20 protein-coding genes and 1 tRNA gene are annotated in these 24,435 nt (G+C 62.2%); 10 read left to right on the top strand and 11 right to left on the bottom strand.

Going from position 1 to position 24,435, the window contains the following annotated elements:
- Positions 1-42 precede the first annotated feature (42 nt).
- The 5 genes from tgt to cobA all read right to left on the bottom strand — a co-directional run bounded on the left by tgt (position 43) and on the right by cobA (position 3,534).
- Positions 43-1,152 carry a tRNA guanosine(34) transglycosylase Tgt gene (tgt, locus tag GH663_RS17315; RefSeq protein ID WP_153132918.1) on the bottom strand — a complete coding sequence of 370 codons (1,110 nt, stop codon included), beginning with the start codon at positions 1,150-1,152 and terminating at the stop codon, positions 43-45.
- On the bottom strand, positions 1,142-2,188 hold the full coding sequence (gene queA, locus GH663_RS17310) for a tRNA preQ1(34) S-adenosylmethionine ribosyltransferase-isomerase QueA (RefSeq protein ID WP_153132917.1): 1,047 nt from the start codon (positions 2,186-2,188) through the stop codon (positions 1,142-1,144). Before queA ends, tgt begins: the two co-directional genes overlap by 11 nt.
- A gap of 61 nt (positions 2,189-2,249) precedes the next feature.
- A tRNA-Leu gene (locus GH663_RS17305) sits at positions 2,250-2,334 on the bottom strand.
- Positions 2,335-2,359: 25 nt separating this feature from the next.
- A complete protein-coding gene (locus GH663_RS17300; RefSeq protein WP_153132916.1) occupies positions 2,360-2,773 on the bottom strand; it encodes a Rap1a/Tai family immunity protein in 414 nt (137 codons plus the stop codon).
- On the bottom strand, positions 2,770-3,534 hold the full coding sequence (gene cobA / locus GH663_RS17295) for a uroporphyrinogen-III C-methyltransferase (RefSeq protein WP_153132915.1): 765 nt from the start codon (positions 3,532-3,534) through the stop codon (positions 2,770-2,772). The genes GH663_RS17300 and cobA overlap by 4 nt, the downstream gene beginning before the upstream one ends.
- A 296-nt stretch (positions 3,535-3,830) precedes the next feature.
- Between cobA and GH663_RS17290 the strand changes: the two genes are divergently transcribed.
- The 8 genes from GH663_RS17290 (at position 3,831) to ahbB (GH663_RS17255) (ending at position 10,159) form a co-directional block, all read left to right on the top strand.
- Entirely contained in the window at positions 3,831-5,474 is a 1,644-nt protein-coding gene (locus tag GH663_RS17290; protein ID WP_500683395.1) for a cytochrome D1 domain-containing protein, read from the top strand.
- 124 nt (positions 5,475-5,598) lie between these two features.
- Positions 5,599-6,441: an ethylbenzene dehydrogenase-related protein gene (locus tag GH663_RS17285; protein ID WP_153132913.1), complete on the top strand. Its 843-nt coding sequence runs from the start codon at positions 5,599-5,601 to the stop codon at positions 6,439-6,441.
- A 44-nt stretch (positions 6,442-6,485) separates the two neighbouring features.
- The gene (locus tag GH663_RS17280; protein ID WP_246181627.1) at positions 6,486-6,794 is read left to right on the top strand and encodes a plastocyanin/azurin family copper-binding protein; all 309 of its coding nucleotides are present in this window, start codon (positions 6,486-6,488) and stop codon (positions 6,792-6,794) included.
- Positions 6,795-6,831: 37 nt separating this feature from the next.
- Positions 6,832-7,098, top strand: coding sequence for a c-type cytochrome (locus GH663_RS17275; RefSeq protein ID WP_083518439.1), 267 nt, complete (start codon positions 6,832-6,834; stop codon positions 7,096-7,098).
- Positions 7,099-7,103: 5 nt separating this feature from the next.
- On the top strand, positions 7,104-8,267 hold the full coding sequence (locus GH663_RS17270; protein ID WP_153132983.1) for a cytochrome D1 domain-containing protein: 1,164 nt from the start codon (positions 7,104-7,106) through the stop codon (positions 8,265-8,267).
- Positions 8,267-9,235: a siroheme decarboxylase subunit beta gene (gene ahbB, locus GH663_RS17265; protein WP_153132911.1), complete on the top strand. Its 969-nt coding sequence runs from the start codon at positions 8,267-8,269 to the stop codon at positions 9,233-9,235. Before GH663_RS17270 ends, ahbB (GH663_RS17265) begins: the two co-directional genes overlap by 1 nt.
- A complete protein-coding gene (locus tag GH663_RS17260) occupies positions 9,228-9,686 on the top strand; it encodes an Lrp/AsnC family transcriptional regulator (RefSeq protein ID WP_153132910.1) in 459 nt (152 codons plus the stop codon). Before ahbB (GH663_RS17265) ends, GH663_RS17260 begins: the two co-directional genes overlap by 8 nt.
- Entirely contained in the window at positions 9,686-10,159 is a 474-nt protein-coding gene (gene ahbB, locus GH663_RS17255; protein ID WP_153132909.1) for a siroheme decarboxylase subunit beta, read from the top strand. The genes GH663_RS17260 and ahbB (GH663_RS17255) overlap by 1 nt, the downstream gene beginning before the upstream one ends.
- A gap of 12 nt (positions 10,160-10,171) precedes the next feature.
- Here the strand turns inward: ahbB (GH663_RS17255) and GH663_RS17250 are convergent, their stop codons facing one another.
- The 5 genes from GH663_RS17250 to GH663_RS17230 form a co-directional block, all read right to left on the bottom strand.
- Entirely contained in the window at positions 10,172-12,910 is a 2,739-nt protein-coding gene (locus GH663_RS17250; protein ID WP_153132908.1) for a PAS domain S-box protein, read from the bottom strand.
- Between the two features lie 171 nt (positions 12,911-13,081).
- Positions 13,082-15,655, bottom strand: a complete 2,574-nt coding sequence (gene cphA / locus GH663_RS17245; RefSeq protein ID WP_153132907.1) for a cyanophycin synthetase — start codon at positions 15,653-15,655, stop codon at positions 13,082-13,084.
- 15 nt (positions 15,656-15,670) lie between these two features.
- A complete protein-coding gene (locus tag GH663_RS17240; protein ID WP_153132906.1) occupies positions 15,671-17,926 on the bottom strand; it encodes a cyanophycin synthetase in 2,256 nt (751 codons plus the stop codon).
- A 137-nt stretch (positions 17,927-18,063) separates the two neighbouring features.
- Positions 18,064-18,534: a cyanophycin metabolism-associated DUF1854 family protein gene (locus GH663_RS17235; RefSeq protein WP_153132905.1), complete on the bottom strand. Its 471-nt coding sequence runs from the start codon at positions 18,532-18,534 to the stop codon at positions 18,064-18,066.
- Positions 18,535-18,537: 3 nt separating this feature from the next.
- Positions 18,538-20,832, bottom strand: coding sequence for a cyanophycin metabolism-associated ABC transporter (locus GH663_RS17230; protein ID WP_153132904.1), 2,295 nt, complete (start codon positions 20,830-20,832; stop codon positions 18,538-18,540).
- Between the two features lie 126 nt (positions 20,833-20,958).
- Here GH663_RS17230 and nirJ point away from each other — a divergent pair, with 126 nt between their 5' ends.
- Positions 20,959-22,098 (top strand): heme d1 biosynthesis radical SAM protein NirJ, encoded by a 1,140-nt coding sequence (nirJ, locus tag GH663_RS17225; protein WP_153132903.1) that lies wholly within the window; start codon positions 20,959-20,961, stop codon positions 22,096-22,098.
- 44 nt (positions 22,099-22,142) lie between these two features.
- Positions 22,143-23,684 carry a nitrite reductase gene (locus tag GH663_RS17220; RefSeq protein WP_153132982.1) on the top strand — a complete coding sequence of 514 codons (1,542 nt, stop codon included), beginning with the start codon at positions 22,143-22,145 and terminating at the stop codon, positions 23,682-23,684.
- A 51-nt stretch (positions 23,685-23,735) separates the two neighbouring features.
- Here GH663_RS17220 and GH663_RS17215 read toward each other — a convergent pair whose 3' ends face one another.
- Positions 23,736-24,422 carry a 2-phosphosulfolactate phosphatase gene (locus tag GH663_RS17215; RefSeq protein WP_153132902.1) on the bottom strand — a complete coding sequence of 229 codons (687 nt, stop codon included), beginning with the start codon at positions 24,420-24,422 and terminating at the stop codon, positions 23,736-23,738.
- Positions 24,423-24,435 lie beyond the last annotated feature (13 nt).

The following is a 24,435-nucleotide window of genomic DNA, read 5'->3' as shown; positions in this document are numbered from 1 at the left end:
GGTGTAACTCCGGATAACTAAAAATCAGAACGCGAGATTCTATCACTGGCCTGAGGAACGATCGCGGGCAAAGGCGCTTGCCCACTCGTTCAGCGTGCCGGCCTCGATCGCGGAGCGCATTTCGGCCATGATGGTTTGATAGAAATGCAGGTTGTGAATGGTGTTCAGCATGCCGCCGAGAATTTCGCCGGCGCGGAAGAGGTGGTGCAGGTAGGCCCGGCTGAAATTGCGGCAGGTGTAGCAGCTGCAGGTCGGGTCGAGCGTGCCGGTGTCGGTCTTGTGCCGGGCGTTCTTGATCTTGACGTCGCCGAAGCGGGTGAAAAGGTGGCCGTTGCGGGCATTGCGGGTCGGCATCACGCAGTCGAACATGTCGATGCCGGCCTTGACCGAATAGACCAGATCTTCCGGTGTGCCGACGCCCATCAGGTAGCGCGGTTTGTGGGTCGGCAGCTTGGGGGCGGTATGGGCGAGGATGCGCGCCATGTCCTCTTTAGGTTCGCCGACCGAGAGGCCGCCGATCGCCATGCCGTCGAAGCCGATGTCGCATAGCCCGGCCACCGACTCGTCGCGCAGCTCTTCGTACATGCCGCCCTGGACGATGCCGAACAAGGCATTGCCGTTTTCCAGTCGGTTGTGCTCGTCCCGCGAGCGTTGCGCCCAGCGCATGCTCATCCGCATCGACTTGGCGGCTTCGTCGCGGCTGGCCGGGTAGGGCGTACATTCGTCGAAGATCATCACGATGTCGGAATTCAGTACCTTCTGAATCTGCATCGAGATTTCCGGGGTCAGGAACAACTTGGCGCCGTCGTGCGGTGACGAGAACTTGACGCCTTCCTCGGTGATTTTGCGCATGGCGCCGAGCGAGAAGACCTGGAAGCCGCCGGAGTCGGTCAGGATCGGCTTCTGCCACTGCATGAAATCGTGCAGGCCCTTGTGCGCCTGGACGACATCCAGACCGGGCCGCAGCCAGAGATGGAAGGTGTTGCCGAGACAAATCTGGGCGCCGATGTCGTGCAGCGAAGCAGGCGTCATCGCCTTGACCGTTCCGTAGGTGCCGACCGGCATGAAAACCGGGGTCTGGACGACGCCGTGGGTCAGCGTTAGCGTGCCGCGGCGGGCGTCGCCATCGGTCTTGAGGAGTTCAAACTGCATCGGATTTTTCCAGAAGCATGGCGTCGCCATAGCTGAAGAAGCGGTAGCGATCGGCCACGGCGTGGGCGTAGGCGGCACGGATGTTGTCGTAGCCGGCAAAGGCCGAAACCAGCATGAGCAGTGTCGATTTCGGCAGATGGAAGTTGGTGAACAGGCGGTCGACCACCTTGAAGCGATAGCCCGGCGTAATGAAGATATCGGTTTCACCTTCGCCAACCCGCACTGTGCCGTCGTCGCGCGCCGCCGATTCGAGTGTGCGCAGGCTGGTCGTGCCGATGGCAATGACCCGGCCGCCGGCAGCGCGGGTCGCCGCAATGGCGTCGGCCGTCGCTTGCGGCACGGCATAGCGCTCGCTATGCATGCGGTGATCGGTGATTTTTTCGACGCGGACCGGTCGGTAGGTGCCGGCCCCTACGTGCAGCGTGACGAAAGCGGTATTGATACCCTGGGCCTGCAGCGTAGCCAGCATTGCTTCGTCGAAATGCAGGCCGGCGGTGGGCGCTGCGACCGCGCCTGGGGCGCGGGCATAGACCGTCTGGTAGCGCGTTTCGTCGGCATCCTCGGCCGGATGTTCGATGTAGGGCGGCAAGGGCAGTTTGCCGTAGCGCTCGGACAAATCCCAGAAATTGCCCTCGTCGACCAGTTCCAGCGCGAAAAAATCGTCGTCGGCACCGGTCCGTCCGGTCATCTTGACTGTAAAGGCGTCAGCTAGGCGCAGGTTGCAGCCCGGCTTCGGCGCTTTGCTGGCACGAATCTGGCAGACCGCATGACGGGCGTCGACAATGCGTTCGAGCATGATCTCGACCCGCCCGCCGCTGTCCTTGACCCCGAAAAAGCGCGCCTTGATGACCCGGGTGTCGTTGAAGATCAGCAGGTCGTCGGCGCTCAGCAGGCTCGGCAGATCGTCAAATTTGCGATCAAAACGCTGTTGACCGCAGACATGCAGCAAGCGGCTGCCCCGCCGCTCAGGCGCGGGGTGCTGGGCAATCAACTCGGGGGGGAGGGGAAAGTCGAAGTCGTCGACAGTCAACGACATAGGCAGAAATCCGCTTGGAAACAAAAACGGCCTTCCGTCAGGAAAGCCGATTTGTCGTTACTGGTGCCCCGAGCCAGACTCGAACTGGCACACCTTTCGGCGGCGGATTTTGAATCCGCTGCGTCTACCGATTCCGCCATCGGGGCAAATGGAGGCCGGATTATCCACGAATCACTTCTTTGGTTCAAGTGTATTGGTGCAAGGAAATGATTTGGCCAAGGCGCTGGCGACCAGCATTGCCGTGCTGCCGCTCGGATTCGGCGGCAGATGCTCGAAGTGGGCGAGAACGGCGCGGACCAGGCGAGCCGACAGATCGCTCTCGTCGGGCAGGCAGAAGGCGTTGAGTTTGACCCCTACCTTGTCGGCCAGGTAGTCGCTGACGGCATAGCCGTCAGCAAAACCGGCGACGTAGGAAATGCAGCGGCCACTCTTTAGCGACTCGTAGGGGTTGCTGGTCTTTTTGTTAGCGAACAGTTCATCGGCCGCCTGACAGTCTTCACGCAACTCTTTCACCGAGTAGGCCTGGGCCGGTGCGGCGAAGATGGCGAGCAGGCCGACGATCAGGACGCCGAGGGGTCGCTTCATGCTTTCTCGAACCAGCTGAGCTGTTCGTGCAGGCCGACGACACTGCCAACCACAATCAGGGCCGGTGGTTTGATGCCGGACTCCTCGATGCGATGCGGCAGGGTGCCGAGCGTGGCAAGCAGGGTTTGCTGGTCGGGCAGCGTGCCGTTGCGAATAACGGCGGCCGGCGTCAGCGAGGGCAGACCGTGATTGATCATCTGGCGGCAGATTTCACCGGCGGCGCCGATGCCCATGTAGAAAACCACGGTTTGCCGTGGGCGGGCCAAAGCCGGCCAGTCGAGATTGACGGTGCCGTCCTTGAGGTGGCCGGTAACGAAGGTGACCGACTGGGCGTGATCGCGGTGAGTCAGCGGAAAACCCGAGTAGGCGGCGCAGCCGGCGGCGGCGGTGACGCCCGGCACGACTTCGAAGGGGACACCGGAAGCAACCAGCGTTTCCAGCTCCTCGCCACCACGGCCGAAGATGAAGGGGTCGCCGCCTTTCAGACGAACGACCGACAGCCCTTCCTTGGCCAGGTCAACCAGCAACTGGTTGATCGAGTCCTGCGGCAGCGTGTGTTTGGAAGCTTCCTTGCCGGCATAGATACGGCGGGCATCGGCCCGGGCCAGGTCCATGATGCCTTGACCAACCAGGTGGTCGAAGACCAGGGCATCGGCCTGGCTGATCAGGCGGGCCGCCTTGACCGTCAAAAGATCCGGGTCGCCAGGGCCGGCGCCGATGAGCCAGACTTTGCCGGCAGCGAGAGTGTCGTGTTTGTCCATGTTGTCTTTGTGCCTTTGGGCGGCCATCCTAATCCGTCATTTGGCGCCTGCCAATAGGAGGCCGCAATTGTCTGTGGTGGTATCTGCCAAAAGCACTATATGACTAGTTATAAATAACTATAAGCGACTGAATATTATGGATTCCTGATGGGTAAAATCTTGATGGGAATCAAGGATGGGAAACGGGCTCAGGTTCAACCTAGCGCCCATCGCGTTGGGGGATACGGCGCGCCATTTTTTGTTCTAGGAGAGGAAAGATGAAAAAATCTGTTGTGGGGATGCTCGCATTGACGGCCATGGTTTCTGCCATGGGTTCTGCTTTTGCTCAGGATGCTGCGAAGGCGCCTGAGATGACTGCTGCCGAGAAGGAGCAGGCGAAGAAGATTTACTTCGAACGCTGCGCCGGTTGTCACGGTGTATTGCGTAAGGGTGCCACCGGCAAGAACCTCGAGCCGCACTGGTCGAAGAAGGACAAGGACGGCAACGTGACCGAAGGCGGTACGCTGAAGCTTGGCCAGAACCGTCTGGAAAAGATCATCGGTTACGGTACCGATGGCGGCATGGTTAACTTTGATGACATCCTGACCAAGGAAGAAATTTCCCTGATGTCGAAGTACATCCAGAACACGCCGGATGTGCCGCCCGAGTACAGCTTCAAGGAAACTCTGGATTCCTGGAAGGTGATTGTTCCGGTCGACAAGCGTCCGACCAAGCAGATGAACAACATCAACCTGAAGAACGTCTTCTCGGTCACCTTGCGTGATACCGGTGAAGTTGCGCTGATCGACGGCGACACCAAGGAAATCCGTTCCATCGTCAAGACTGGCTACGCAGTGCACATTTCCCGCCTGTCCGCTTCCGGCCGCTATGTGTATGTTATTGGTCGCGATGGCCGTCTGAGCCTGATCGACCTGTGGATGGAAAAGCCGGCCGTCGTGGCTGAAGTCAAGATCGGTTTCGATGCCCGCTCGGTCGATACCTCCAAGTTCAAGGGCTTTGAAGACAAGTACGCCATCGCCGGTTCCTACTGGCCGCCGCAGTACGTGATCATGGACGGCGACACCCTGAAGCCGCGCAAGGTCGTTTCCACCCGCGGCATGACCGTTGAGGGCGAATACCATCCGGAACCGCGCGTCGCTTCCATCGTGGCTTCCTTCATCAAGCCGGAATGGGTTGTGAACATCAAGGAAACCGGCCAGATCCTGCTGGTCGATTATTCCGATATCGAAAACCTGAAGACGACGACCATCGCTTCCGCCAAGTTCCTGCATGACGGCGGCTGGGATGCTTCGAAGCGTTACTTCCTGGTGGCGGCCAATGCCTCCAACAAGATTGCCGCGGTCGACACCAAGACCGGCAAGCTGGCAGCGCTGGTCGATGTCGCCAAGATTCCGCACCCGGGTCGCGGCGCCAACTTCGTTCATCCGAAGTTTGGTCCGGTCTGGGCAACGGGTCACCTCGGTGCTGACGTCGTGACGCTGATCTCGACGCCGTCCGAAGACAAGAAGAACGCCAAGTTCAAGGAATACAACTGGAAGGTCGTTCAGGAAATCAAGCACGTACCGGGCAACCTGTTCGTCAAGACGCATCCGAAGTCGAAGCATCTGTGGGCCGACTCGGCACAGAACTCCGACAAGGATCGTGCCGAATCCGTTTCCGTTTGGGACATGGCTGATCTTTCCAAGCCGAAGGCTATCCTGAACGTTGCCAAGGATTCCGGTATGCCGGAAGCCAAGGCGACCAAGCGTGCCGTGCATCCGGAATACAGCGCGGACGGCAAGGAAGTCTGGATCTCCCTGTGGGGCGGCAAGACCGACCAGTCGGCCATCGTGGTCTATGACGATGCAACGCTGAAGGTCAAGAAGGTGATCACCGATCCGAAGATGATCACCCCGACCGGCAAGTTCAACGTCTACAACACCCAGCACGACATCTATTAATCGGCTGACGATTATTTGATCTGTCGCAAGGCTACGGGGGCGCAAGCCCCCGTAGCATTAGTGGCATCGGCATTACGATAACGACATGCCTGTAATCGAAGGTTTTTTGAGTGGAGACACCACGATGAAAAAGAATTTTGTATCTCTGGCTGTGATGGGCGCTTTCCTCGCTATGGGTTCGCAAGTGGCGCTGGCCGCTCCCGATTGGAGCAAGGTGCCGAAGAAGGATCTCTACGTCTTCCATCCGGGTGCTGCCCCCATCGAATGGGCGAGCGGCAAGGGCGACCATAGCGGTGCCAGCGGCCTGAAAAAGGGTGAGGCCTGTGCCGGTTGCCATATCGAAGACGGCAAGCTGAGCCTGGACCTGAAGCGTCTGGCCAGCAAGGAAATGGAGCCGAAGGGGGCGCCGAAGACGATGAGCTACCCGGTTGGCGTGCAGGCGGCTTATGACGCGACCAATCTTTATGTTCGTCTGACCTTCAAGGCGCCGGGCGGCGGCTTCGATCACTCCGACAAGGACAACGAGGTCAAGGCCAGCGTCATGTTCCCGAACGACAAGGTGCCGATGGGCGACCAGGTCGGCTGCTGGGCGAGCTGTCACAAGGATGTCCGCACCATGCCGGGTGCCGACGAGAAGAAGACCAAGTATGTAACGGCGGGCGCGATGGACCTGATGCAGTGGCGCAGCGGCGGCGGTGGCAAGGCCGTCGATGGCACGGTCAGCGACAAGCGCAACATGGAAGGCGGCAAGGCTGGCGTGACGGCAGAAGGCGCCAAGGCCGGCGACACCTACACCGTAACCTTTACCCGCAAGCTGGCGGGCGGCGTCAATCTGGCAGCCGGCAAGGCCGTACCCTTCGGTATCGCCATTCACGCCGACAATGCTGGCGGACGTTTCCATCACATTTCCTTCGGCCACACGCTGGGTCTAGGCGCCGATGGTGATGTGAAGGCTGCCAAGCAGTAATTGCCTTGCCCTCCGGCGCATCATTGTTTACCGGATGGCTTGTCTTGAAACGAGCGCCCGCCCTGCTGGCGCTCGTTGCCTTTTCTGCCTTCGGGCAGACGACGCACGATGTGGTGATCGAGGGCTACCAGTTTGTCCCCGCCGAGTTGACGATCCGCACCGGCGATACCGTCAAATGGAGCAACCGCGAGAAGCGGACCAGCCATTCCGTACTTTTCCCGGCCGAAGGTGGCCGGGAGTCCGAGCGGCTGTTTCCGGACGAAAGCTGGCTGCGTCAATTTAATCAGCCCGGGCGCTACCTCTATCATTGCGGGCCGCATCCGGAGATGAAAGGTGTCATCGTTGTCGAATAAACTGGTTTTTGCCCTTTTCCTGCTGTCGACCGCAGCAATGGCCAGCGAGCCGACGCCGGCCCGGCAAAAGGAGCTGGTCCATCTGGTCCGCCAGGATTGCGGCTCCTGCCATGGCATGACGCTGCAGGGCGGCCTCGGTCCCGCCTTGCTGCCGGCCAACCTGCGCGACAAGCCGGCCGAAGGCCTGGCTGCAACGATCTATTATGGCCGGCCGGGAACACCCATGCCGCCGTGGCAGCAATTCATGTCCGAAGCCGAAGCGGCGTGGATCGTCGATAAACTGATGAGCGAATTCCCCAAATGAAAACGATGCGCCTGTTCCTGTGTTTGTCGCTCGCCCTGTTGCTGAACGCCTGTGCCGGCCCGCAACTGCGTGGCACCGGCGATCTCGGCCTTGTCATCGAGCGCGCCAGCGGCCATGTCACGCTGGTCAATACCAGCGTTCGCCAACCCTATGCCCGCATCGAAGGACTGGGCGACCTTTCGCATGCCTCCGCCGTCTATTCGCGGGACGGCCGCTATGCCTTCATCTTCGGCCGCGATGGCGGACTGACCAAGATCGACCTGCTGGAAGCAAAGATCGTCAAGCGCGTCATCCAGTCCGGCAACGCCATCGGCGGCTCGATTTCGCAGGATGGCCGCATCGTCGTCGCCCAGAACTACGCGCCGGGCGGCATCAAGGCCTTCGATGCCGAGACGCTCGAACTGTTGTCTGAAGTGCCGGCCGAATACGCCCCGGGCAAGTTCTCCAAGGTGGTCGGCTTGGCCGACGTGCCGGGCAACAAATTCGCCTATGCGCTGTTCGAGGGCGGCGAGATCTGGGTGACCGATTTCAGCCAGCCGAAACAGCCGACCACGCAGCGCTATCCTGCCGGCAAGCAGCCTTACGATGGCTTGGTGACACCGGATGGTCGTTACTTCCTGGCCGGCCTGTTCGGCGAGGACGGCGTCGCCATGCTTGACCTCTGGCAGCCGGAAAAGGGTGCGCGCAAGATTCTCGAAAATTATGGCCGTGGCGAGGAAAAGTTGCCGGTCTTCAAGATGCCGCACTTGCGCGGCTGGTCGGTGGCGCAGGGCAAAGCCTACCTGCCGGCGATCGGTCGCCACGAAGTGCTGGTTGTCGATGTCGCGACCTGGAAGGAAGTTGGCCGCATTCCGGTGCGCGGCCAGCCGGTCTTCGTCATGGCGCGCCCGGACGGCCGCCAGGTGTGGGTCAATTTCGCCTTCCCCGACAACGGCAAGATGGACGTCATCGATACGCTGGCCGGCAAAGTGGTGCATGCCTTTGAGCCGGGCAAGGGCATCCTGCACATGGAATTTGCGCCGCGCGGCGAAAATGTCTGGCTCTCGGCGCGCGACGACAACAAGGTGCTGATCTACAACACGATGAACTTCAGCAAACAGGGCGAGATCGCCGCCGATAGTCCTTCCGGCATCTTTTTCACGACTCGCGCCGCGCGCATCGGTTTCTGATGAACGATACCTTCGAATTCCGCCTGCTCAACGAGTTCCAGCGCGACTTTCCGCTCTGTCCGGCCCCTTTCGCCGAACTGGCGGCCCGCCTGGGTGTAGCCGAAAAGGCCGTGCTTGGCAGCCTGGAAAAGCTGCGTCGCGAAGGCAAGATTTCGCGGGTCGGCGCCGTCTTCGCCCCCAAACGGATCGGTGCTTCGACGCTGGCGGCGATGGCAGTGCCGCCGCAGAAGCTGGCCATGGTGGCGGCTGCGGTCAACCGCTTCCCGGAAGTCAATCACAACTACGAGCGGGAACATCGCTACAACCTGTGGTTCGTCGTTACCGCCGGCAGCGAAGGACGCCTGCAGGCGACGCTGGGCGCCATCGAAAAGGCCGCCGGCTACCCACTGCTTGCCTTGCCGCTGGAAGAGGAGTTTCACATCGACCTCGGTTTCTGCCTGCAGGGCGAGAAGCAAAAGAATGTCGTGACCGCCCGCCCGGTGCAACCGGCCGCACCGATCGGCGAATCCGAGCGGCGTCTGGTTTCCGTACTGCAGGAAGGGCTACCGCTGTTCATGCGGCCCTTTGCGCTGATTGCCGAGCGGATTGGCGCTTCCGAATCCGATGTCTTGAACCGCATCCGGCGCTGGCTGGATGAGGGCGACATCAAGCGCTTCGGTGTCGTCGTCCGCCACCATGAACTCGGCTACACCGCCAACGCGATGCTGGTCCATGACCTTCCCGACGAACAGGTCAGCGAGATCGGCCGCGCCCTGGCCGGCGAGCCGGCGGTCACACTCTGCTACCGCCGGCCGCGCCGCCTGCCGGACTGGCCGTACAACCTGTTCTGCATGATTCATGGCCGGGAACGCAGCGAGGTCGAGGCGACGATTGCCGAACTGCGCCAGCGGCATGGCCTGGAGACCTTTGGCCACGATGTGCTGTTTTCACTGACCCGTTTCAAGCAGGGCGGTGCCCGTTATGCGTGAACTTGACGCGGTCGACCGCGAAATTATTGCCAAAATGCAGGGCGACTTCCCGATCTGTGCCCGCCCTTACGCGGCGCTGGCAACAAAGATCGGCATCACCGAAGACGAGTTGTTGGTTCGTCTCGGCGCTTTGCTCAACGACAAGGTATTGACCCGTTTCGGCCCGATGTATCAGATCGAAAGGATGGGCGGCGCCTTCGTGCTCGCCGCGCTGGCCGCTCCGGAGGCACGCTATGACGAGGTGACGGCGTTGGTCAATGCTTTGCCGCAAGTCGCCCACAATTACCGGCGTGAACACGCGCTTAACATGTGGTTCGTGCTGGCCACCGAAACGCCGGCCGGCATTGCCGAGGCGGTGGCCCGCATCGAAGCGGACACTGGCCTGCCGGTCTACGCGTTCCCGAAGGAACAGGAATACTTCGTCGAAATGAAGCTGGAGGCTCGAGTCTGATGGATGAGATCGATCGTGCGCTGATCGTCGCCACCCAGGGTGGGCTGCCGCTGGTCTGCGAGCCTTACCATGCCCTTGGCGAACAGCTTGGCTTGCCGGACCAGGAGGTCATGCGCCGGCTGCAGGCGCTGGTCGACAGCGGCGTCATCCGCCGGATCGGTGCCGTGCCCAATCATTATGCGATCGGCTGGACGGCAAACGGCATGACCGTGTGGGATGTCGCCGACGAACTGGTCGACGCGCTGGGGGCGAAGATCGGAGCGCTGCCGTTTGTCACTCATTGCTACCGTCGACCGCGGGCCTTGCCAGCCTGGCCCTACAACCTGTTTGCCATGGTGCACGGCAGTTCGCGCGAGGAGTGCTCGGCCAAGGCCGGTGAAATCCGCAGTTTGCTCGGCGATGCCTGCCGGGCAAACGATATCCTCTATTCGACGAAAATCCTCAAGAAAACCGGTTTGCGGATCGGCGCCTGAGGCACTAGCCGTTCAGCGTGGCGAGCGCAGCCATTTCAGCACGCAGAGGAACAGCGCTTCGGGCTCGACCGGCTTGGCGATGAAATCGTTCATGCCCGCCTCGAAACAGCGAACCTTGTCTTCAATGAAGGCATTGGCCGTCATCGCGACAATCGGGGTGTCGGCGTGGCGGGGCATGGCCCGTATCTGTCGGGTGGCCGCCAGGCCATCCAGGCGCGGCATCTGCATGTCCATCAGGATCAATTTGTAGTCGGTCTGGCTGGCCCGTTCGCAAGCTTCAATCCCGTCTTCGGCAAAGTCCACGAGCAGGCCGAGTTCGCCGAGCAGGGTCAGCGTGATCTCGCGATTGATCGGCTCGTCCTCGGCGAGCAGGATGCGACTGCCAGCATAGTCATGCTTGAGGACGGCTTCCGCTTCGGTTAGCAGAACGGCCGGCCGCAGTGGGCTGAAAGCGCCACCCTTTTTCAGTCTTACGGTAAACCAGAACGAACTGCCGATTCCCGGCCGGCTCTCCGTTCCGGCATCGCCGCCCATCAACTGGGCAAGCTTGCGGGTGATGGCCAGGCCGAGACCGGTGCCGCCGTATTTGCGGGTCATCGTGTTGTCGGCCTGCTCGAAGGCGGCGAACAGGCGTTGCATGACGTCGGCCGGAATGCCGATGCCGCTATCGGCCACTTCGAAATGCACCACGGCGCTGTCGGCAGTTTCGCTGAGCAGTTTTGCCTGCAAGCTGACATAGCCGCTGTCGGTGAATTTGATGGCATTGGTCGCGTAGTTGAGCAGCGCCTGCTGCAGGCGCGTCGGGTCGCCGAGCAGGCAGTTGGGCAGGGAGCCTGCTTCGATGCTCAGGCGCAGTTGCTTGGCCTGTGCCCGGTCATGCAGGATCGAGGCGACGTTTTCGAGCAGGGCTTCAACATTGAGCGGGACTTCCTCCAGCGAGAACTTGCCGGCTTCGATCTTCGACAGTTCAAGGATGGCATTGATGATGGCAAGTAAATGTTCACTCGCTGCCTCCAACTTGCCCATCCGTTCCTGCTGTTCGGGGGAAAGTCCGTTACGCCGGATCAGGTGGGCCATGCCGGCAATGGCGTTCAGCGGCGTCCGGATTTCGTGCGACATGTTGGCCAGGAAGGCGCTCTTGGCGATATTGGCTGTCTCGGCCGCCTCCTTGGCCTTGACCAGTTCGGCCGTGCGCTCGGCGACAACATCCTCGAGGTGATGGCGGTGCCGGTCAAGTTCGATTTCGGCACGTTTGCGCTCGCTGATGTCGATGTCGATGCAATACATTTCGGGCTCGCCACGACTGCCGTGCAGCATGACATGGCTGGAAAATACCTCGACCGGGCTGCCATCGGCGCGCCGCAGGGTCAATTCGCTGGCCGGAATCGGTGGGCCGCCGGCCGCCCAGGCCGAGCTCAGGCGAATGACTTCGGCCCGCATGGCGTCCGGAATGATCAGGTCTTCCAGCAAGGCGCCCAGCGCTTCCTCCCGGCTGTAGCCGTAGAGCGTTTCGCTGGCCTTGTTCCAAAAAATGACGCGCCGGTTTCGGTCATAGCCCTGTACCGAAATTGACGGAACCTGTTCGAAAATGGCCCGGAAGCGTTCCTCGCTCTCCCGTAGCGTGCGTTCCTGCTTCAGTTCCTCGGTGATGTCGAGGCTCAGGCTGACCAGCGCGACGGGCTGCCCGTGTTCATTACATTTGACCGCCTTGATGACGCGCAAGTCGTGAATCTGGCCATCGCTGAAGGGCAGTCGCTGCTGCGTGACGCTGATTTCCCGATCGGCCAGTGCCTTGCGGTCGGCGGCCAGGCATTGCTCGCGAAAGGCGGGGGGAATCAGGTCGGTGTAATGTGCCGCTGCCAGAAAGCGGCTTTCGGCTATCCCCATCGCCTCGCAAAAGGCCTTGTTGACGAAGGACAGCTTGCCGCTCACCTCTTGCAACCAGATGCCGATCGGGGCGGCGTCGAGAATCAGTTGCAGCGTTAGCCGTTCGCGCCGCAAGGCCTGTTCGACCTGTATCTTGTCGGTAATATCGCGCGCAATGCCGAACAGGCCGATGATTTCGCCATTGTTATCCTTGATCGGGTATTTTCGGTTGTCGACCCAGCCCTTGCGGCCGTCATTGCTCAGGGTTTCCTGGATCTCATGGGCCACCGCGGCGCCGGCGAAAATCTGCTTTTCCAGCCGGTAGTAGTGATCGGCAAACTCTTCCGGGAAGATGTCGTAATCGGTCTGGCCGAGCAGGTCGGCCCAGTGCTCGCTGGGCGAAGTGATCGTCACCAGGGTTTGACTGGCGCCGGTCATCACATGATTGCGGTCCTTGAAGTAGATGTAATCGTCGGTGATTTCCATCATGGCGCGGAAATTCGCCATCATGTCCTGGGGGCCAAGTGGCCGGGCCAGGCTTTTCGCATCCTGCAGCAATAGATCGAGGGTGGGGGAGGGGTGTTTGCTGGCACCTTCCTTTTGATAGTGCCCCTTAATACAGCGGATACGGCCATCGGCATGGCGGAGCCGGATATTGAAGGTGCCCGAAGTGTCGTGGGCTTCCCGGGAAAACAGGTTCTTGGCGATGTCGAGATCGTCCGGGTGGATCAGTCTCGGCAGTGTGATACCGGATGCGAGAAAGTCGTCAGGACGATAGCCGAGCAGGCCCTCCATGCCGTCGCTGGCCGACAGTACCGGCAATTCGTCCGCCAGCCCGATTCTGATCCGTGCTTCCAGAACTGGGCGGCCATCCCCCTTAATCATGGTTTTTCCCCGGTAAGCTGACACATTTCAATGTCATCAGACTCAAGCGATTGCCAACGGTTCAAGGATAACGCCAGGGCAGGCGTTTGGGGGAAGCGGTGGGGTGGAATCTGTCCAGAAATGCAAAAGCCCGGCATCGGCCGGGCTTTTGCGGGGAACGACGTCTCGGGTTTAGCCGGCTTCGGCGATGCGTCCGGCAATATGCGCCAGCGCTTCTTCCACCTGATCGATCAGGATCAGGCAGAGGTCACCCGGTTGCAGGCGGGCCAGCGCGGTATCGATGGCGATGAATTCGCCGGTGATGGCGTCGATCTGCTTGGTGCGGCTGGCATTGGCCAGGCCTTCGCGAAGCAGGGCGATGACTTCACCGTCTTCCCGGCCACGCTGGCAGGCGTCCTGATAGAGAATGACATCGTCGAAAGCTTCACCGAGGATTTCGGTTTGCTGGCGAATATCATCATCGCGCCGGTCGCCGGCGCCGCTGATGACAACCGAGCGGCGTACGGCTGGCATGTTGTTGATGGCACCAACCAGTGCCTGGATGGCATCCGGGTTGTGGCCGTAGTCTGCGATCAGCGTCGCACCCTTGTAGTCGAAGACATTGAAGCGGCCAGGGGCGGTCGCTGCATCGCTGACGAAGCTAGCCAGGGCGCGTTCGATGATTTCCCAGTCGTAGCCGAGGGCCCAGCCAGTGGCGGTGGCTGCCATCGCATTCTCGACCTGGAAACCAATCGTGCCATTGCGGGTCAGTGGCACGTTGGCCAGGGCAATACGGTGCTTCTTGCGGCCTTCGCTGCAGATGATGGCATCACGCTCGACATAGACGACCCGTTTGCCCTGGGCACGGTGGGTGGCCAGTACCGGGTTGGCCCGGTCGCGGGCGAAGAAGATGATCTCGCCCTGGCAATGATGGGCCATCGCCGCCACCACCGGGTCGGCCGCATTGAGTACGGCGGTGCCGTTCGGCGCGACGTTTTCGACGATGACGCGCTTGACCACGGCCAGTTCGTCGACAGTCGTGATGTAGTTGAGGCCAAGGTGGTCGCCGATGCCGATGTTGGTAATCACCGCGACATCGCACATGTCGAAGCCGAGGCCCTCGCGTAATACGCCGCCGCGCGCTGTTTCGAAAACCGCGGCATCGACGTCCGGGTGCATCAGCACGTTGCGGGCGCTGCGCGGACCGGAACAGTCGCCGTCGTCGGTACGCCGGCCTTCGATATAGACACCGTCGGTGCTGGTCATGCCGACGCGCAGGCCGTTGGCCTCGAAAATGCGGCCGATCAGGCGGCTGGTCGTCGTCTTGCCATTGGTGCCGGCGATCGCAACCACCGGGATACGGGCATTGTCGCCGTCCGGGAACATCATGCCGACGATGGCTTCGCCGACGGCGCGGCCCTTGCCGAAGGAGGGGGCCAGATGCATGCGCAGGCCGGGGGCGGCGTTCACTTCGACGATGCCGCCGCCCTGCTCTTCGAGCGGCTTGTGCATGGTGTCGCAGACAACGTCGATGCCGGCGATGTCGAGGCCGACGGTTTGCGCGGCAGCGACGGCGGCGGCGGCCAGTTCGGGATGGACGTCGTCAGTGACGTCGGTGGCCGTGCCGCCGGTGGACAGGTTGGCGTTGTTGCGCAGGACGACGCGGACGCCACGCGGTGGCACTGCATCGGCGTCATAGCCTTGCTCGGCGAGGCGGGCAAGGGCGATTTCGTCGAAGCGGATCTTGGTTAGCGAGGTGGCATGACCGTCAGAGCGGCGCGGGTCGCTGTTGACGATGTCAACCAGCTGGCGAATCGTGTGCGTGCCGTCGCCGATGACCAGCGGCGGGTCACGCCGGGCGGCAGCAATCAACTTGTCGCCAATGACCAGCAGGCGCCAGTCGTGGCCGGGCAGGAATTTCTCGACCATGATGTCGTCGCGGAACTCGATGGCGACGCGGTAGGCGCGGCGGACCTGTTCCTCGGTCGTCAGATTGACCGAAATGCCCTTGCCTTGATTGCCATCCTGCGGCTTGACGACGACCGGCAGGCCGACTTCCTGGGCGGCGACCCAGGCATCGTCCTCGTCCTCGACCGGGCGGCCGTAGGGCACTGCGACGCCGGCGGCGTGCAGCAGTTTCTTGGTCAGTTCCTTGTCCTGGGCGATCGATTCGCCAATGGCGCTGGTCAGGCTGGTTTCGGCGGCCTGAATGCGCTTCTGCTTGCTGCCCCAGCCAAACTGGACCAGGCTGCCCTGGGTCAGCCGGCGATACGGAATGCCACGGGCAACGGCGGCCGAAACGATGGCGCCGGTTGAGGGGCCGAGACGTATATCCTCATCGAGGTCGCGCAGTTCCTTCAGGGTTCCTTCGAGATCGAAGGCGGTATCGTTCAGCGCAGCCTGGCACAGTTGTTCGGCGCGTTCGAAGGCGAGACGGCCGACATCCTCTTCGGTGTATTCGACGACAACCTGGTACACGCCCTGGTCAACGGTTTGTGCCGTGCGGCTGAATGTGACCGGGCAGCCGGCCTGGGCCTGCAGGCCCAGGGCGGCGAATTCAAGAGCATGGGCCATCGACACGGTGTCGAGGTGGTCGGAGGGAATCAGGTCGCCCAGTTCCGGGAAGCGCTCGCGCAGGCGGGCTTCGAAGTTAGGCAGGTCTGAAATGGCGACCTCGCCACCTTCACAGGTGACGATGGCCTGAATGGCGGTATGCCGGCTCCACAGGTTGGGGCCGCGCAGGGCGCGAATGCGGGAAACGTCCATGACGCTTGTTCCTCGTTATTTCCGGGCGGTGGCCGGCTTCTTTGCGGGTTGCGACTTCTTGGCGAGTTGCGGAATCAGGGCTGCGGGGTCGGTCAGTTCGAGGCCGAAGGTTTTCATCCCTGTCGTCAGCACTTCCTTGCTTAGGCCCATGGCCCAGCCTGCAGCAATGGCGGCCAGTACGTTGGCAATGTTTTTTGCTTGCTTGGCCTTGCCGATATAGGGCGCATCGACCAGTCGGCTGAGGCGGACTTCATCGTTGCCGGCACGCAGCACAACCCGCTTATCGACCACCGTGACGCCGCGCTTGCCGGCGGCCAGGTGGGTGGCCAGGGTCGGATTGGCCGGATCGACGGCGAAGAAGATGACTTCACCGTCGCACAGTTCGGCAAAGTCGGCGACCAGTTCGTCTTCGGCATTGAGCACGGCGTGGCCCGTGGGCAGCACGACATCGACTTGCGTCCGGTAAATGGAACGCGGCGTCGTGTAGTACTCGCCACCGGTCGGCTGGACGTCCCAGCGCGACAGGTCTTCATCGTCCGGCGCGATGTTGGTGACGATGCCGACCGAGCAGCGGTCGTAGGCCAGGCCTTCGCCGAGGATGACGGGGGCGCCGTTCTCGATGACCGCGGCCTGGACCGAGCGGTTGAGCAGCAGGCGACGACCGCCTTCCCAGTTGGCGGCGCAGGTTTTCTGGACGTGCCGGCGGCCGAGGTAGATGCCGTCCTTGCAGGCCAGGCCAGCGTGTTGGCCGGAGAGATAGATCAGGTGGGCGACCAGCTTGGCGACCGCATTCCGCCCGTGGGTGCCGGTGACGCCGACCAGCGGCACGCGACCGCTCGGGCCGTCGCCGAACAGGTTGTTGACGATGGCCTGGCCGACCGGGCGCGGCTTGCCGATGCCCGGCTTGATGTGCATCAGCAGGCTGGGGCCGGCATTGACCTCGACGATGGCGCCGCCCTGCGGTCCCAGTGGCTTGGAAATGTCCTGGCAGACCAGGTCGATGCCGGCGATGTCGAGGCCGACGACGCGGGCAGCCAATGCAGCGACCTGGGCGGTGTCGGGATGGACTTCGTCGGTACAGTCGAAAGCGTGGTTGGCGTTGCGCTGGATCAGCACTTCGCGGTCCTTGGCCGGCACGCTGTCGGCGTTCAGGCCTTGGCGTTCGAGCTCGATCCTGGCGGCGGTGTCGATGCGGATGATCGACAGCGGGTGCAGTTCGGTGGTGCCGCGGCGCGGGTCGATATTGACCTGGCTGTCGATCAGTTGCTGCACGGTCGACTTGCCATCGCCGATGACGGTGATCAGGTCGCTGCGGTTGGCAGCGACCAGTTTGCCGCCAACCACCAGCAGGCGGTGTTCGATACCCTGGATGGAGCGCTCGACGAGCACGCCGGAGCCTTCCTCGACGGCAATGGCGTAGGCCTTGGCGACTTCTTCCTTGGTCGTCAGGTCGATGAAGACGCCGCGCCCGTGGTTGCCGTCGGTCGGCTTGACGACGACCGGTACGCCGATATCTTCGGCGGCATCCCAAGCGTCGTCGGCATTGTCGACTTCGCGGCCTTCCGGCACCGGGACGCCGACCGAGGAAATCAGCTCCTTGGTCAGGTCCTTGTCGCGCGAGATGGTTTCGGCGATGGCGCTGGTCTGGTCGGTTTCGGCCGTCCAGATGCGGCGCATCGCGGCGCCGTAGCCGAGCTGGACGAGGTTGCCGTCGTCGAGCAGGCGGATGTGCGGAATGCCGCGCGCTTCGGCGGCATTGACGATGGCGGCGGTCGACGGGCCAAGGTACTTGCGGTCAACCCGGCGGCGCAGCGTGTCGATGGTGTCGGCCATGTCGAAAGGCTTGTCTTCGACGGCGGCGAGGATCAGCTCGATACCCTTGTCGAGTGCCAGACGGGTGATGTCGTCCTGCCAGTTGCTGATCGCCAGCTTGTAGACACCGCGCGTCGTTGTTTCGCGGGTGCGGCCGAAACCGTCGGGCAGGCCGCCCAGGGTCATCAGTTCGAGGGCGACGTGTTCGAGGACGTGGCCGAGCCAGGTACCTTCGTCGAGGCGGCGCAGAAAGCCTCCGTGTTCGCCGTAGTTGCAGCGGTGTTCGACCAATGAGGGCAGCCAGGCTTTCAGGCGGTCGACGAAGCCGGGTAGCTTGTTGCTGGGATAGTCCTCGAATTCGCCGATGTCGATCCAGGCTTCGATGGCTGGCGGGTAGGTCCAGATGCTCGGGCCACGCAGGGAAATGATGTCCCGAATGATGATGTCTTTTTTCTTCATGCTCGTTTCGCCCAGCTCCGTTCCGCTGTCAGAAATTGTTATGGGGCAGCTGGTAATTATTAACGCTTTCGTCGCGTCGTGGATTACCGGTGACGAAAAATTGTCACCATTTGCTACAGGGTGTTACAGGCCAGGCTTCACAGGAAGCGGTCGAGCAGTTTCCGGCTCTGGCGGTCGAGTTGCGTCAGGTCGCGGACCAGGAACTGGATGCCGTGGCTGTCGGCGATCAGCAGGCGAGTCTGCGACAGGCGGCGGATATCCTCCTCACCCTTCAGCACCAGCTCGGTCTTGCCGCGATTGGTGAGCAGTTGCCAGGTGCTCGGGCAGGCGAAGCTGGAGACTTCGGTGATCTGCTCGATTTCCGGCACGAACTCGCGGCTGGCCAGTTCCTCCTCGATCAGGCGGCCGATGGCCGGGGGTAGGTCGGCGATGTGATCGACCCAGCCGACTTCGTGGCCTTCGTAATTGACCAGCGACAAACCTTCGTCGGGGGCGGCGATGGGAAAGGCGCGGACCGGGGTGACGCCTTCATGGCGCTCGCCGTTTTCGCTGGTCAGGACCAGTCGACCGTAGCTATCGCAGTGCAGTTGGAAATTGACGTTCGACATGGTTTATTCCGCGTGAGTTTTGGGCTGTTCCGGGGCGCGCGGCAGCAAGGGCTCGGTATCGACGTTGCGGGCCTGGGCCGTGTAGAGCTTGAAGTAATGCCCTTCGGTCGCCATCAATTCATCGTGGTTGCCGATTTCGACGATGCGGCCGCGGTCCATGACGACCAGCCGGTCGGCCTTGCGCAGCGTGGACAGGCGGTGGGCGATGGCGATGGTGGTGCGGCCCTTGACCAGGTTGTCGAGTGCCTTCTGGATTTCCTTCTCGGTTTCGGTGTCGACCGCCGAGGTCGCCTCGTCGAGAATCAGGATGCGTGGATCGATCAGCAGGGCACGGGCAATCGAGATGCGCTGGCGCTCGCCGCCGGACAGGCCCTGGCCGCGTTCGCCGACCAGCGAGTCGTAGCCGTGCGGCAGGCGCAGGATGAACTCATGGGCGTGGGCGGCGCGGGCAGCGGCGATGATTTCCTGACGTGTCGCGTTCGGCTTGCCGTAGGCGATGTTGTCGGCGATGGTGCCGAAGAACAGGAAGGGTTCCTGCAGCACCAGGCCGATGTGCTGGCGGAATTCGGCGACCGGTACCGAGCGGACATCGACGCCGTCGATCAGCACCTGGCCTTCGGTGACGTCGTAGAAGCGGCAGATCAGGTTGACCAGCGTCGACTTGCCGGAACCGCTGTGGCCGACCAGGCCGATCATTTCGCCGGGCTCGATGACCAGATCGACGTCGCGCGTCACGGCGCGGGTGCCGTAGCGGAAGCTGGCCTTTTTCAGTTCGAGACGACCGGTCACCTTGCTCAGATGCACCGGCCGGCTTGGCTCGGGCACGCTGGAAACATGATCGAGAATATCGAAGATGCGCTTGGTACTCGACGCCGCGCGCTGGGTGGCGGAGACGATGCGGCTCATCGAGTCGAGTCGGGTGTAGAAGCGGCCGATGTAGGCGAGGAAGGCGGTCAGCACGCCGACCGTCGAGTCACCCTTGGAAATCTGCCAGATGCCGAAGACCCAGACGACGAGCAGGCCGACCTCGGTGAGCAGGGTCACGGTCGGGGTGAACAGCGACCAGGTCTTGTTCAGCTTGTCGTTCATCTGCAGGTTGTGCTCGTTGGCGGCGCGGAAACGCTCGCCTTCGCGCTTTTCCTGGGCAAAGGCCTTGACGACGCGGATGCCGGGAATGGTGTCGGCCAGCACGTTGGTGACTTCGGCCCAGACGCGGTCGATCTTTTCGAAGCCGGTGCGCAGTTTTTCGCGGACGAAATGGATCAGCCAGCCGATGATCGGCAAGGGTAGCAGCGTGACCAGCGCCAGCCACGGATTGATCGAGAACAGGATGACGGCGGTCATCGTGATCATCAGCACGTCGGTGGCGAAATTGAGCAGATCGAGCGATAGGAAGATGTTGATGCGGTCGGTTTCGTTGCCGATCCGCGCCATCAGGTCGCCGGTCCGCTTGCCGCCGAAGTACTCCAGGGACAGACCCAGCAGATGCTCATAGGTGGTGGTGCGCAGGTCGCGGCCCATCCGTTCGGAGACCAGCGACAGGATGTAGGTGCGGATCCAGCCCAGCCCCCAGGCCAGCGCGGCGGCGCCGAACAGGCCGCCGAGGTACATGCCGACCAGCGGCCAGTCGATTGGCTTGCCGTTCTGGAAAGGAATCAGCACCTCGTCCATCAGCGGCATGGTCAGGTAGGGCGGTACCAGTTGAGCGGCGGTCGACGCCAGGGTCAGCAGAAAACCGGTCAGCAGTTGCCAGCGGTAGGGGCGGGCGAAGCGCCACAGGCGGAACAGCGTCCAGGTGGATGGGGATACCGTCGCCTCGCGGCTGCAGATCGGGCATTCCTCGACCCCCGGTTCGAGCGGTGCCTTGCATTTCGGGCAAACCTCTTCGTCGGGCCTTTGCACGGCCTGGCCGCTGACGATGGCGGCCTGATGCAGTTCGAATTCGCTGATCACTCGCAACGCCGCCAGGTTGTGGCTCAGCGTGTAGCGCCAGGCAGCCAGTCGGCCGGCTTCATCGAGCAGTTCCAGCGTGCCGACGCCGGCATTGTCGTGGTGGTTCAGTGCCAGACCGGCACGCAGCGGCCAGGCCGACCAGGTCGGTTCACTGGGTGCCCGGGCCAGCAGGCGCTGGTCGGTGACCGCGATCAGGCCGGAGGCGAACTGCAGCCGCGTATCGAGGTCAATTTCCAGCCAGCATTGAATTTTTTCGCCAGCGAGCAGTTGCGATTCGATCGCGGCGGCCCAATGGCCGGGGAGCACCGGCTCATTGCCAGCGGTGTTTTGTGCATTGGGGGTCATTTGGGGAGTATACCGCAAGGCTTGTGCTACCCAGTTAACGCCCCTATTTTCCGGCGGTTGACTCACGTCAAGGAGTTGCTAGCCGGGCTGCCGTTGAATACGCCCACATCGCCAGCAAGGACATCCATGTTTCGCATCTCTCAGTACATGCAGGAAATCGCCGAACCCACACCGCTCGGCCCCAAGCGCAATCCACCCGGCCCGGTGGTGATCTGGAATCTGATCCGGCGCTGTAACCTGACCTGCAAGCATTGCTACTCAATTTCGGCCGATACCAATTTCCCCGGCGAGTTGAGCACCGAGCAGGTCTATACGGTGATGGACGACCTCCGGGGCTTCAAGGTGCCGGTGCTCATCCTGTCCGGCGGTGAACCGCTTTTGAGGCCCGATATCTACGACATCGCCAAGCGTGCCAAGGCCAAGGGCTTCTATGTCGGCCTGTCGTCGAACGGCACGCTGATCGACGAGAGCAACATCGCCCAGATCGCCGAATGCGATTTCAACTATGTCGGCGTCTCGCTCGACGGCATCCGCGAAACGCACGACAAGTTCCGCCGCATGGACGGCGCTTTCGAAGCGTCGCTCAAGGGCATCCGGCTGTGCCGCGATCTCGGCCTGAAGATCGGCGTCCGGTTCACGATGACGCAGGACAATGCCCACGATCTGCCCGGCCTGCTCAAGCTGGTCGAAGACGAAGGCATCGATCGCTTTTACTTCTCGCACCTGAACTACGCTGGGCGCGGCAACAAGAACCGCAAGGACGACGCCCAGCACCAGCTGACGCGCTGGGCGATGGATCTGCTCTTCGATACCTGCTGGGAGTACAACCAGCGTGGCCTGCACAAGGAATTCACCACCGGCAACAACGACGCCGACGGCGTCTATTTCCTGCACTGGGTGCGCCGGCGCTTTCCGGACAAGGCGGCGCATGTCGAGGCCAAACTGCGCCAATGGGGCGGCAATTCGTCGGGGGTCAATGTCGCCAATATCGACAACCTGGGCAATGTGCATCCGGATACCATGTGGTGGCACCACAACCTGGGCAACGTCAAGGATCGGCCGTTTTCCGAAATCTGGCCGGACACCTCGGATGCACTGATGGCCGGCCTCAAGCAGCACCCGCGGGCGGTCAAAGGGCGCTGCGGCAGTTGCGCCTACCTGCAGATCTGTAACGGCAACACCCGGGTCCGGGCCCAACAAATGACCGGTGATGCCTGGGCGGAAGACCCCGGCTGCTACCTGGCCGACGAGGAAATTGCATCGTGAACTGGAAAATCCTGATCCCGGCCGGCTTTGCCGTCTATTTCCTGATGGCGATGGCGCAACTGGCCGAAGCGTCCGATACCCACGCCAATTTCCAGCAGCATTGTGCCGCCTGTCACGGGGCCGACCGCCTGGGTGGCATCGGCCCGGCGCTGCTGCCGGACAACCTGGCCCGGCTGCGCAAGCCGGAGGCGGAAAAAGTTATCCGCGAAGGTCGACCGGCGACGCAGATGCCAGCCTTTGGCGGCAAGTTGTCGGCCGAGGAGGTCAAGGCCCTGGTCGATTACGCCTATACCCCGATCAAGCCGATGCCGGTCTGGGGCGAAAAGGAAATCAGCGCCTCGCGGATCGTCAGCTACGCACCGGGCAGCCTGCCGGACAAGCCGCAATTCAGCGCCGACCCGATGAACCTGTTCGTCGTCGTCGAAAGCGGCGATCACCATGTCTCCATCCTCGACGGCGACAAGCTGGCGCCGATCCATCGCTTCCAGTCGCGTTTCGCGCTGCACGGTGGGCCGAAATTCACGCCGGACGGACGTTACGTCTTCTTCGCCTCGCGCGATGGATGGATCACCAAGTTCGACATGTGGAACCTCAAGGTCATCGCCGAAGTGCGGGCCGGCATCAATACCCGCAACGCAGCGGTCTCCGGCGATGGCAAGTGGGTCGCGGTGGCCAACTACCTGCCGCACAGCCTGGTCATTCTCGATGCCGATCTGAACCTCGCCAAAATCCTGCCGGTCAGCGACAAGGATGGCAAGACGAGCTCGCGCGTTTCCGCCGTCTATGACGCTTCGCCGCGGCAGAGCTTTGTCGCCGCGCTGAAGGACGTCAAGGAAGTGTGGGAGGTCTCATACAACCCGAAGGCGGATGAAATCCCGACTGGCATGATCCACGACTTCAAGTATCGCGAAGGGGCTTTCATTCCCGGCTTCCTCAATCCGCGACGCAGCCAGCTCGACGATTATCTCGATGATTTTTACTTTACCCAGGGCTACGACGAAGTGATGGGCGCCTCGCGCAACGACGCGAAGAGCGCGGTCAGTGGCCAGGTGGTCAACCTCGACGCGCGCAAGAAAATCGCCAACCTCGAACTGCCCGGCATGCCGCATCTCGGTTCCGGTATCAGCTGGAAATGGATGGACAAGGCAGGGCAGGAGCGGACGGTGATGGCGACGCCGAACCTCAACGAAGGCGTGATCAGCATCATCGACATGAAGACCTGGCAGACCATCAAGCAGATCAAGACGCGCGGCCCCGGCTTCTTCATGCGTAGCCACGAAAACAGCCGCTACGCATGGACCGATTCGATGATGAGCAAGGAGTTCAAGGACACCATGCAGATCATCGACAAGGAAACGCTGGAAATCGTCGCCGAATTGAAGCCGGAGCCGGGCAAGACCTTCGCCCACGTCGAATTCACCAAGGATGGCAAGTACGTACTGGCCAGCCTGTGGGAGGACAACGGCGCGCTGATCATCTATGACGCGGCAACCCTCCAGGAAGTGAAGCGCCTGCCGATGCGCAAACCGGTCGGCAAGTACAACGTCTGGAACAAGATCACCAAGTCGGAAGGCACCAGCCACTGAGGGAGGGGGCAGTTTCCATTTTTGCCGGAAACTGCCGGTCGACCGCAGCGCTCAGCGGATGATCAGGTGCCCGCCATCGTGCTGGACGGGCATCGCAAAACCGAACAGATCGGGCTGGGCGCAGAGTTCGAGGTCGGCTGGACGTAGATTCGGCCAGCTGCCGGCCGTGAAGCGCCTGCCGAAATCGGAGTCCCGCACCCGTTGGGCAAATTGGGCCGGCGCCGGCTGTTCGCCGCGCAGCAAGGATTCGATGTAGTCGGCGCAGGCGATGTCTTCGTCGCCATCGCGATCGACCCATTCGCCGGTGATGACGAAGCAGACTTCGCTGGCGCCCGCCGCGCGAATGGCCTCGGCCGTCGCCCGGGCGCACACCAGGCTGGCCGCGTAGAGTTGCCGGGCGTGGCGGAAACGCTGCAGGCCGCGTACACCGGCCGCCGTACTGAGCACCACCGTCTTGCCGGCCAGGTCGACCGGCATCAATTGGGCGGGCGAGTTGCCGAAGTCGAAGCCGGGCATCGGATCGCCGCCGACCACGGCGCCGACCGAAACCGCCTGCGGCATTTTGTCGAGCAGTGCTGCCGCCGTGCTGATCTCGGCGACCGGGTAAATGGCCTGCGCCCCGTTGGCCAGCGCCACCGCCGCCGTTGTGAATGAGCGCAGAACGTCGATGACGACCACCGTGTCAGCGGCGTCTGGCTGGTTTTGCAGACGATTCAGGAAAATGCGGGAAAACTTCATGGCGCGCGCCGAA

Source organism: Dechloromonas hortensis (assembly GCF_009469765.1).
In the GTDB taxonomy this organism is placed as follows: domain Bacteria; phylum Pseudomonadota; class Gammaproteobacteria; order Burkholderiales; family Rhodocyclaceae; genus Azonexus; species Azonexus hortensis.
This window is presented reverse-complemented; position numbering and strand designations above follow the sequence as displayed.

Bases quoted from the DNA above. Each gene is read 5' to 3' on its own strand.
- tgt (WP_153132918.1), bottom strand. From the start codon at position 1,152: ATGCAGTTTGAACTCCTCAAGACCGATGGCGACGCCCGCCGCGGCACG.
- queA (WP_153132917.1), bottom strand. From the start codon at position 2,188: ATGTCGTTGACTGTCGACGACTTCGACTTTCCCCTCCCCCCCGAGTTG.
- GH663_RS17300 (WP_153132916.1), bottom strand. From the start codon at position 2,773: ATGAAGCGACCCCTCGGCGTCCTGATCGTCGGCCTGCTCGCCATCTTC.
- cobA (WP_153132915.1), bottom strand. From the start codon at position 3,534: ATGGACAAACACGACACTCTCGCTGCCGGCAAAGTCTGGCTCATCGGC.
- GH663_RS17290 (WP_500683395.1), top strand. From the start codon at position 3,831: ATGGTTTCTGCCATGGGTTCTGCTTTTGCTCAGGATGCTGCGAAGGCG.
- GH663_RS17285 (WP_153132913.1), top strand. From the start codon at position 5,599: ATGAAAAAGAATTTTGTATCTCTGGCTGTGATGGGCGCTTTCCTCGCT.
- GH663_RS17275 (WP_083518439.1), top strand. From the start codon at position 6,832: ATGGCCAGCGAGCCGACGCCGGCCCGGCAAAAGGAGCTGGTCCATCTG.
- GH663_RS17270 (WP_153132983.1), top strand. From the start codon at position 7,104: ATGCGCCTGTTCCTGTGTTTGTCGCTCGCCCTGTTGCTGAACGCCTGT.
- ahbB (WP_153132911.1), top strand. From the start codon at position 8,267: ATGAACGATACCTTCGAATTCCGCCTGCTCAACGAGTTCCAGCGCGAC.
- GH663_RS17260 (WP_153132910.1), top strand. From the start codon at position 9,228: ATGCGTGAACTTGACGCGGTCGACCGCGAAATTATTGCCAAAATGCAG.
- ahbB (WP_153132909.1), top strand. From the start codon at position 9,686: ATGGATGAGATCGATCGTGCGCTGATCGTCGCCACCCAGGGTGGGCTG.
- GH663_RS17250 (WP_153132908.1), bottom strand. From the start codon at position 12,910: ATGATTAAGGGGGATGGCCGCCCAGTTCTGGAAGCACGGATCAGAATC.
- cphA (WP_153132907.1), bottom strand. From the start codon at position 15,655: ATGGACGTTTCCCGCATTCGCGCCCTGCGCGGCCCCAACCTGTGGAGC.
- GH663_RS17240 (WP_153132906.1), bottom strand. From the start codon at position 17,926: ATGAAGAAAAAAGACATCATCATTCGGGACATCATTTCCCTGCGTGGC.
- GH663_RS17235 (WP_153132905.1), bottom strand. From the start codon at position 18,534: ATGTCGAACGTCAATTTCCAACTGCACTGCGATAGCTACGGTCGACTG.
- GH663_RS17230 (WP_153132904.1), bottom strand. From the start codon at position 20,832: ATGACCCCCAATGCACAAAACACCGCTGGCAATGAGCCGGTGCTCCCC.
- nirJ (WP_153132903.1), top strand. From the start codon at position 20,959: ATGTTTCGCATCTCTCAGTACATGCAGGAAATCGCCGAACCCACACCG.
- GH663_RS17220 (WP_153132982.1), top strand. From the start codon at position 22,143: ATGGCGATGGCGCAACTGGCCGAAGCGTCCGATACCCACGCCAATTTC.
- GH663_RS17215 (WP_153132902.1), bottom strand. From the start codon at position 24,422: ATGAAGTTTTCCCGCATTTTCCTGAATCGTCTGCAAAACCAGCCAGAC.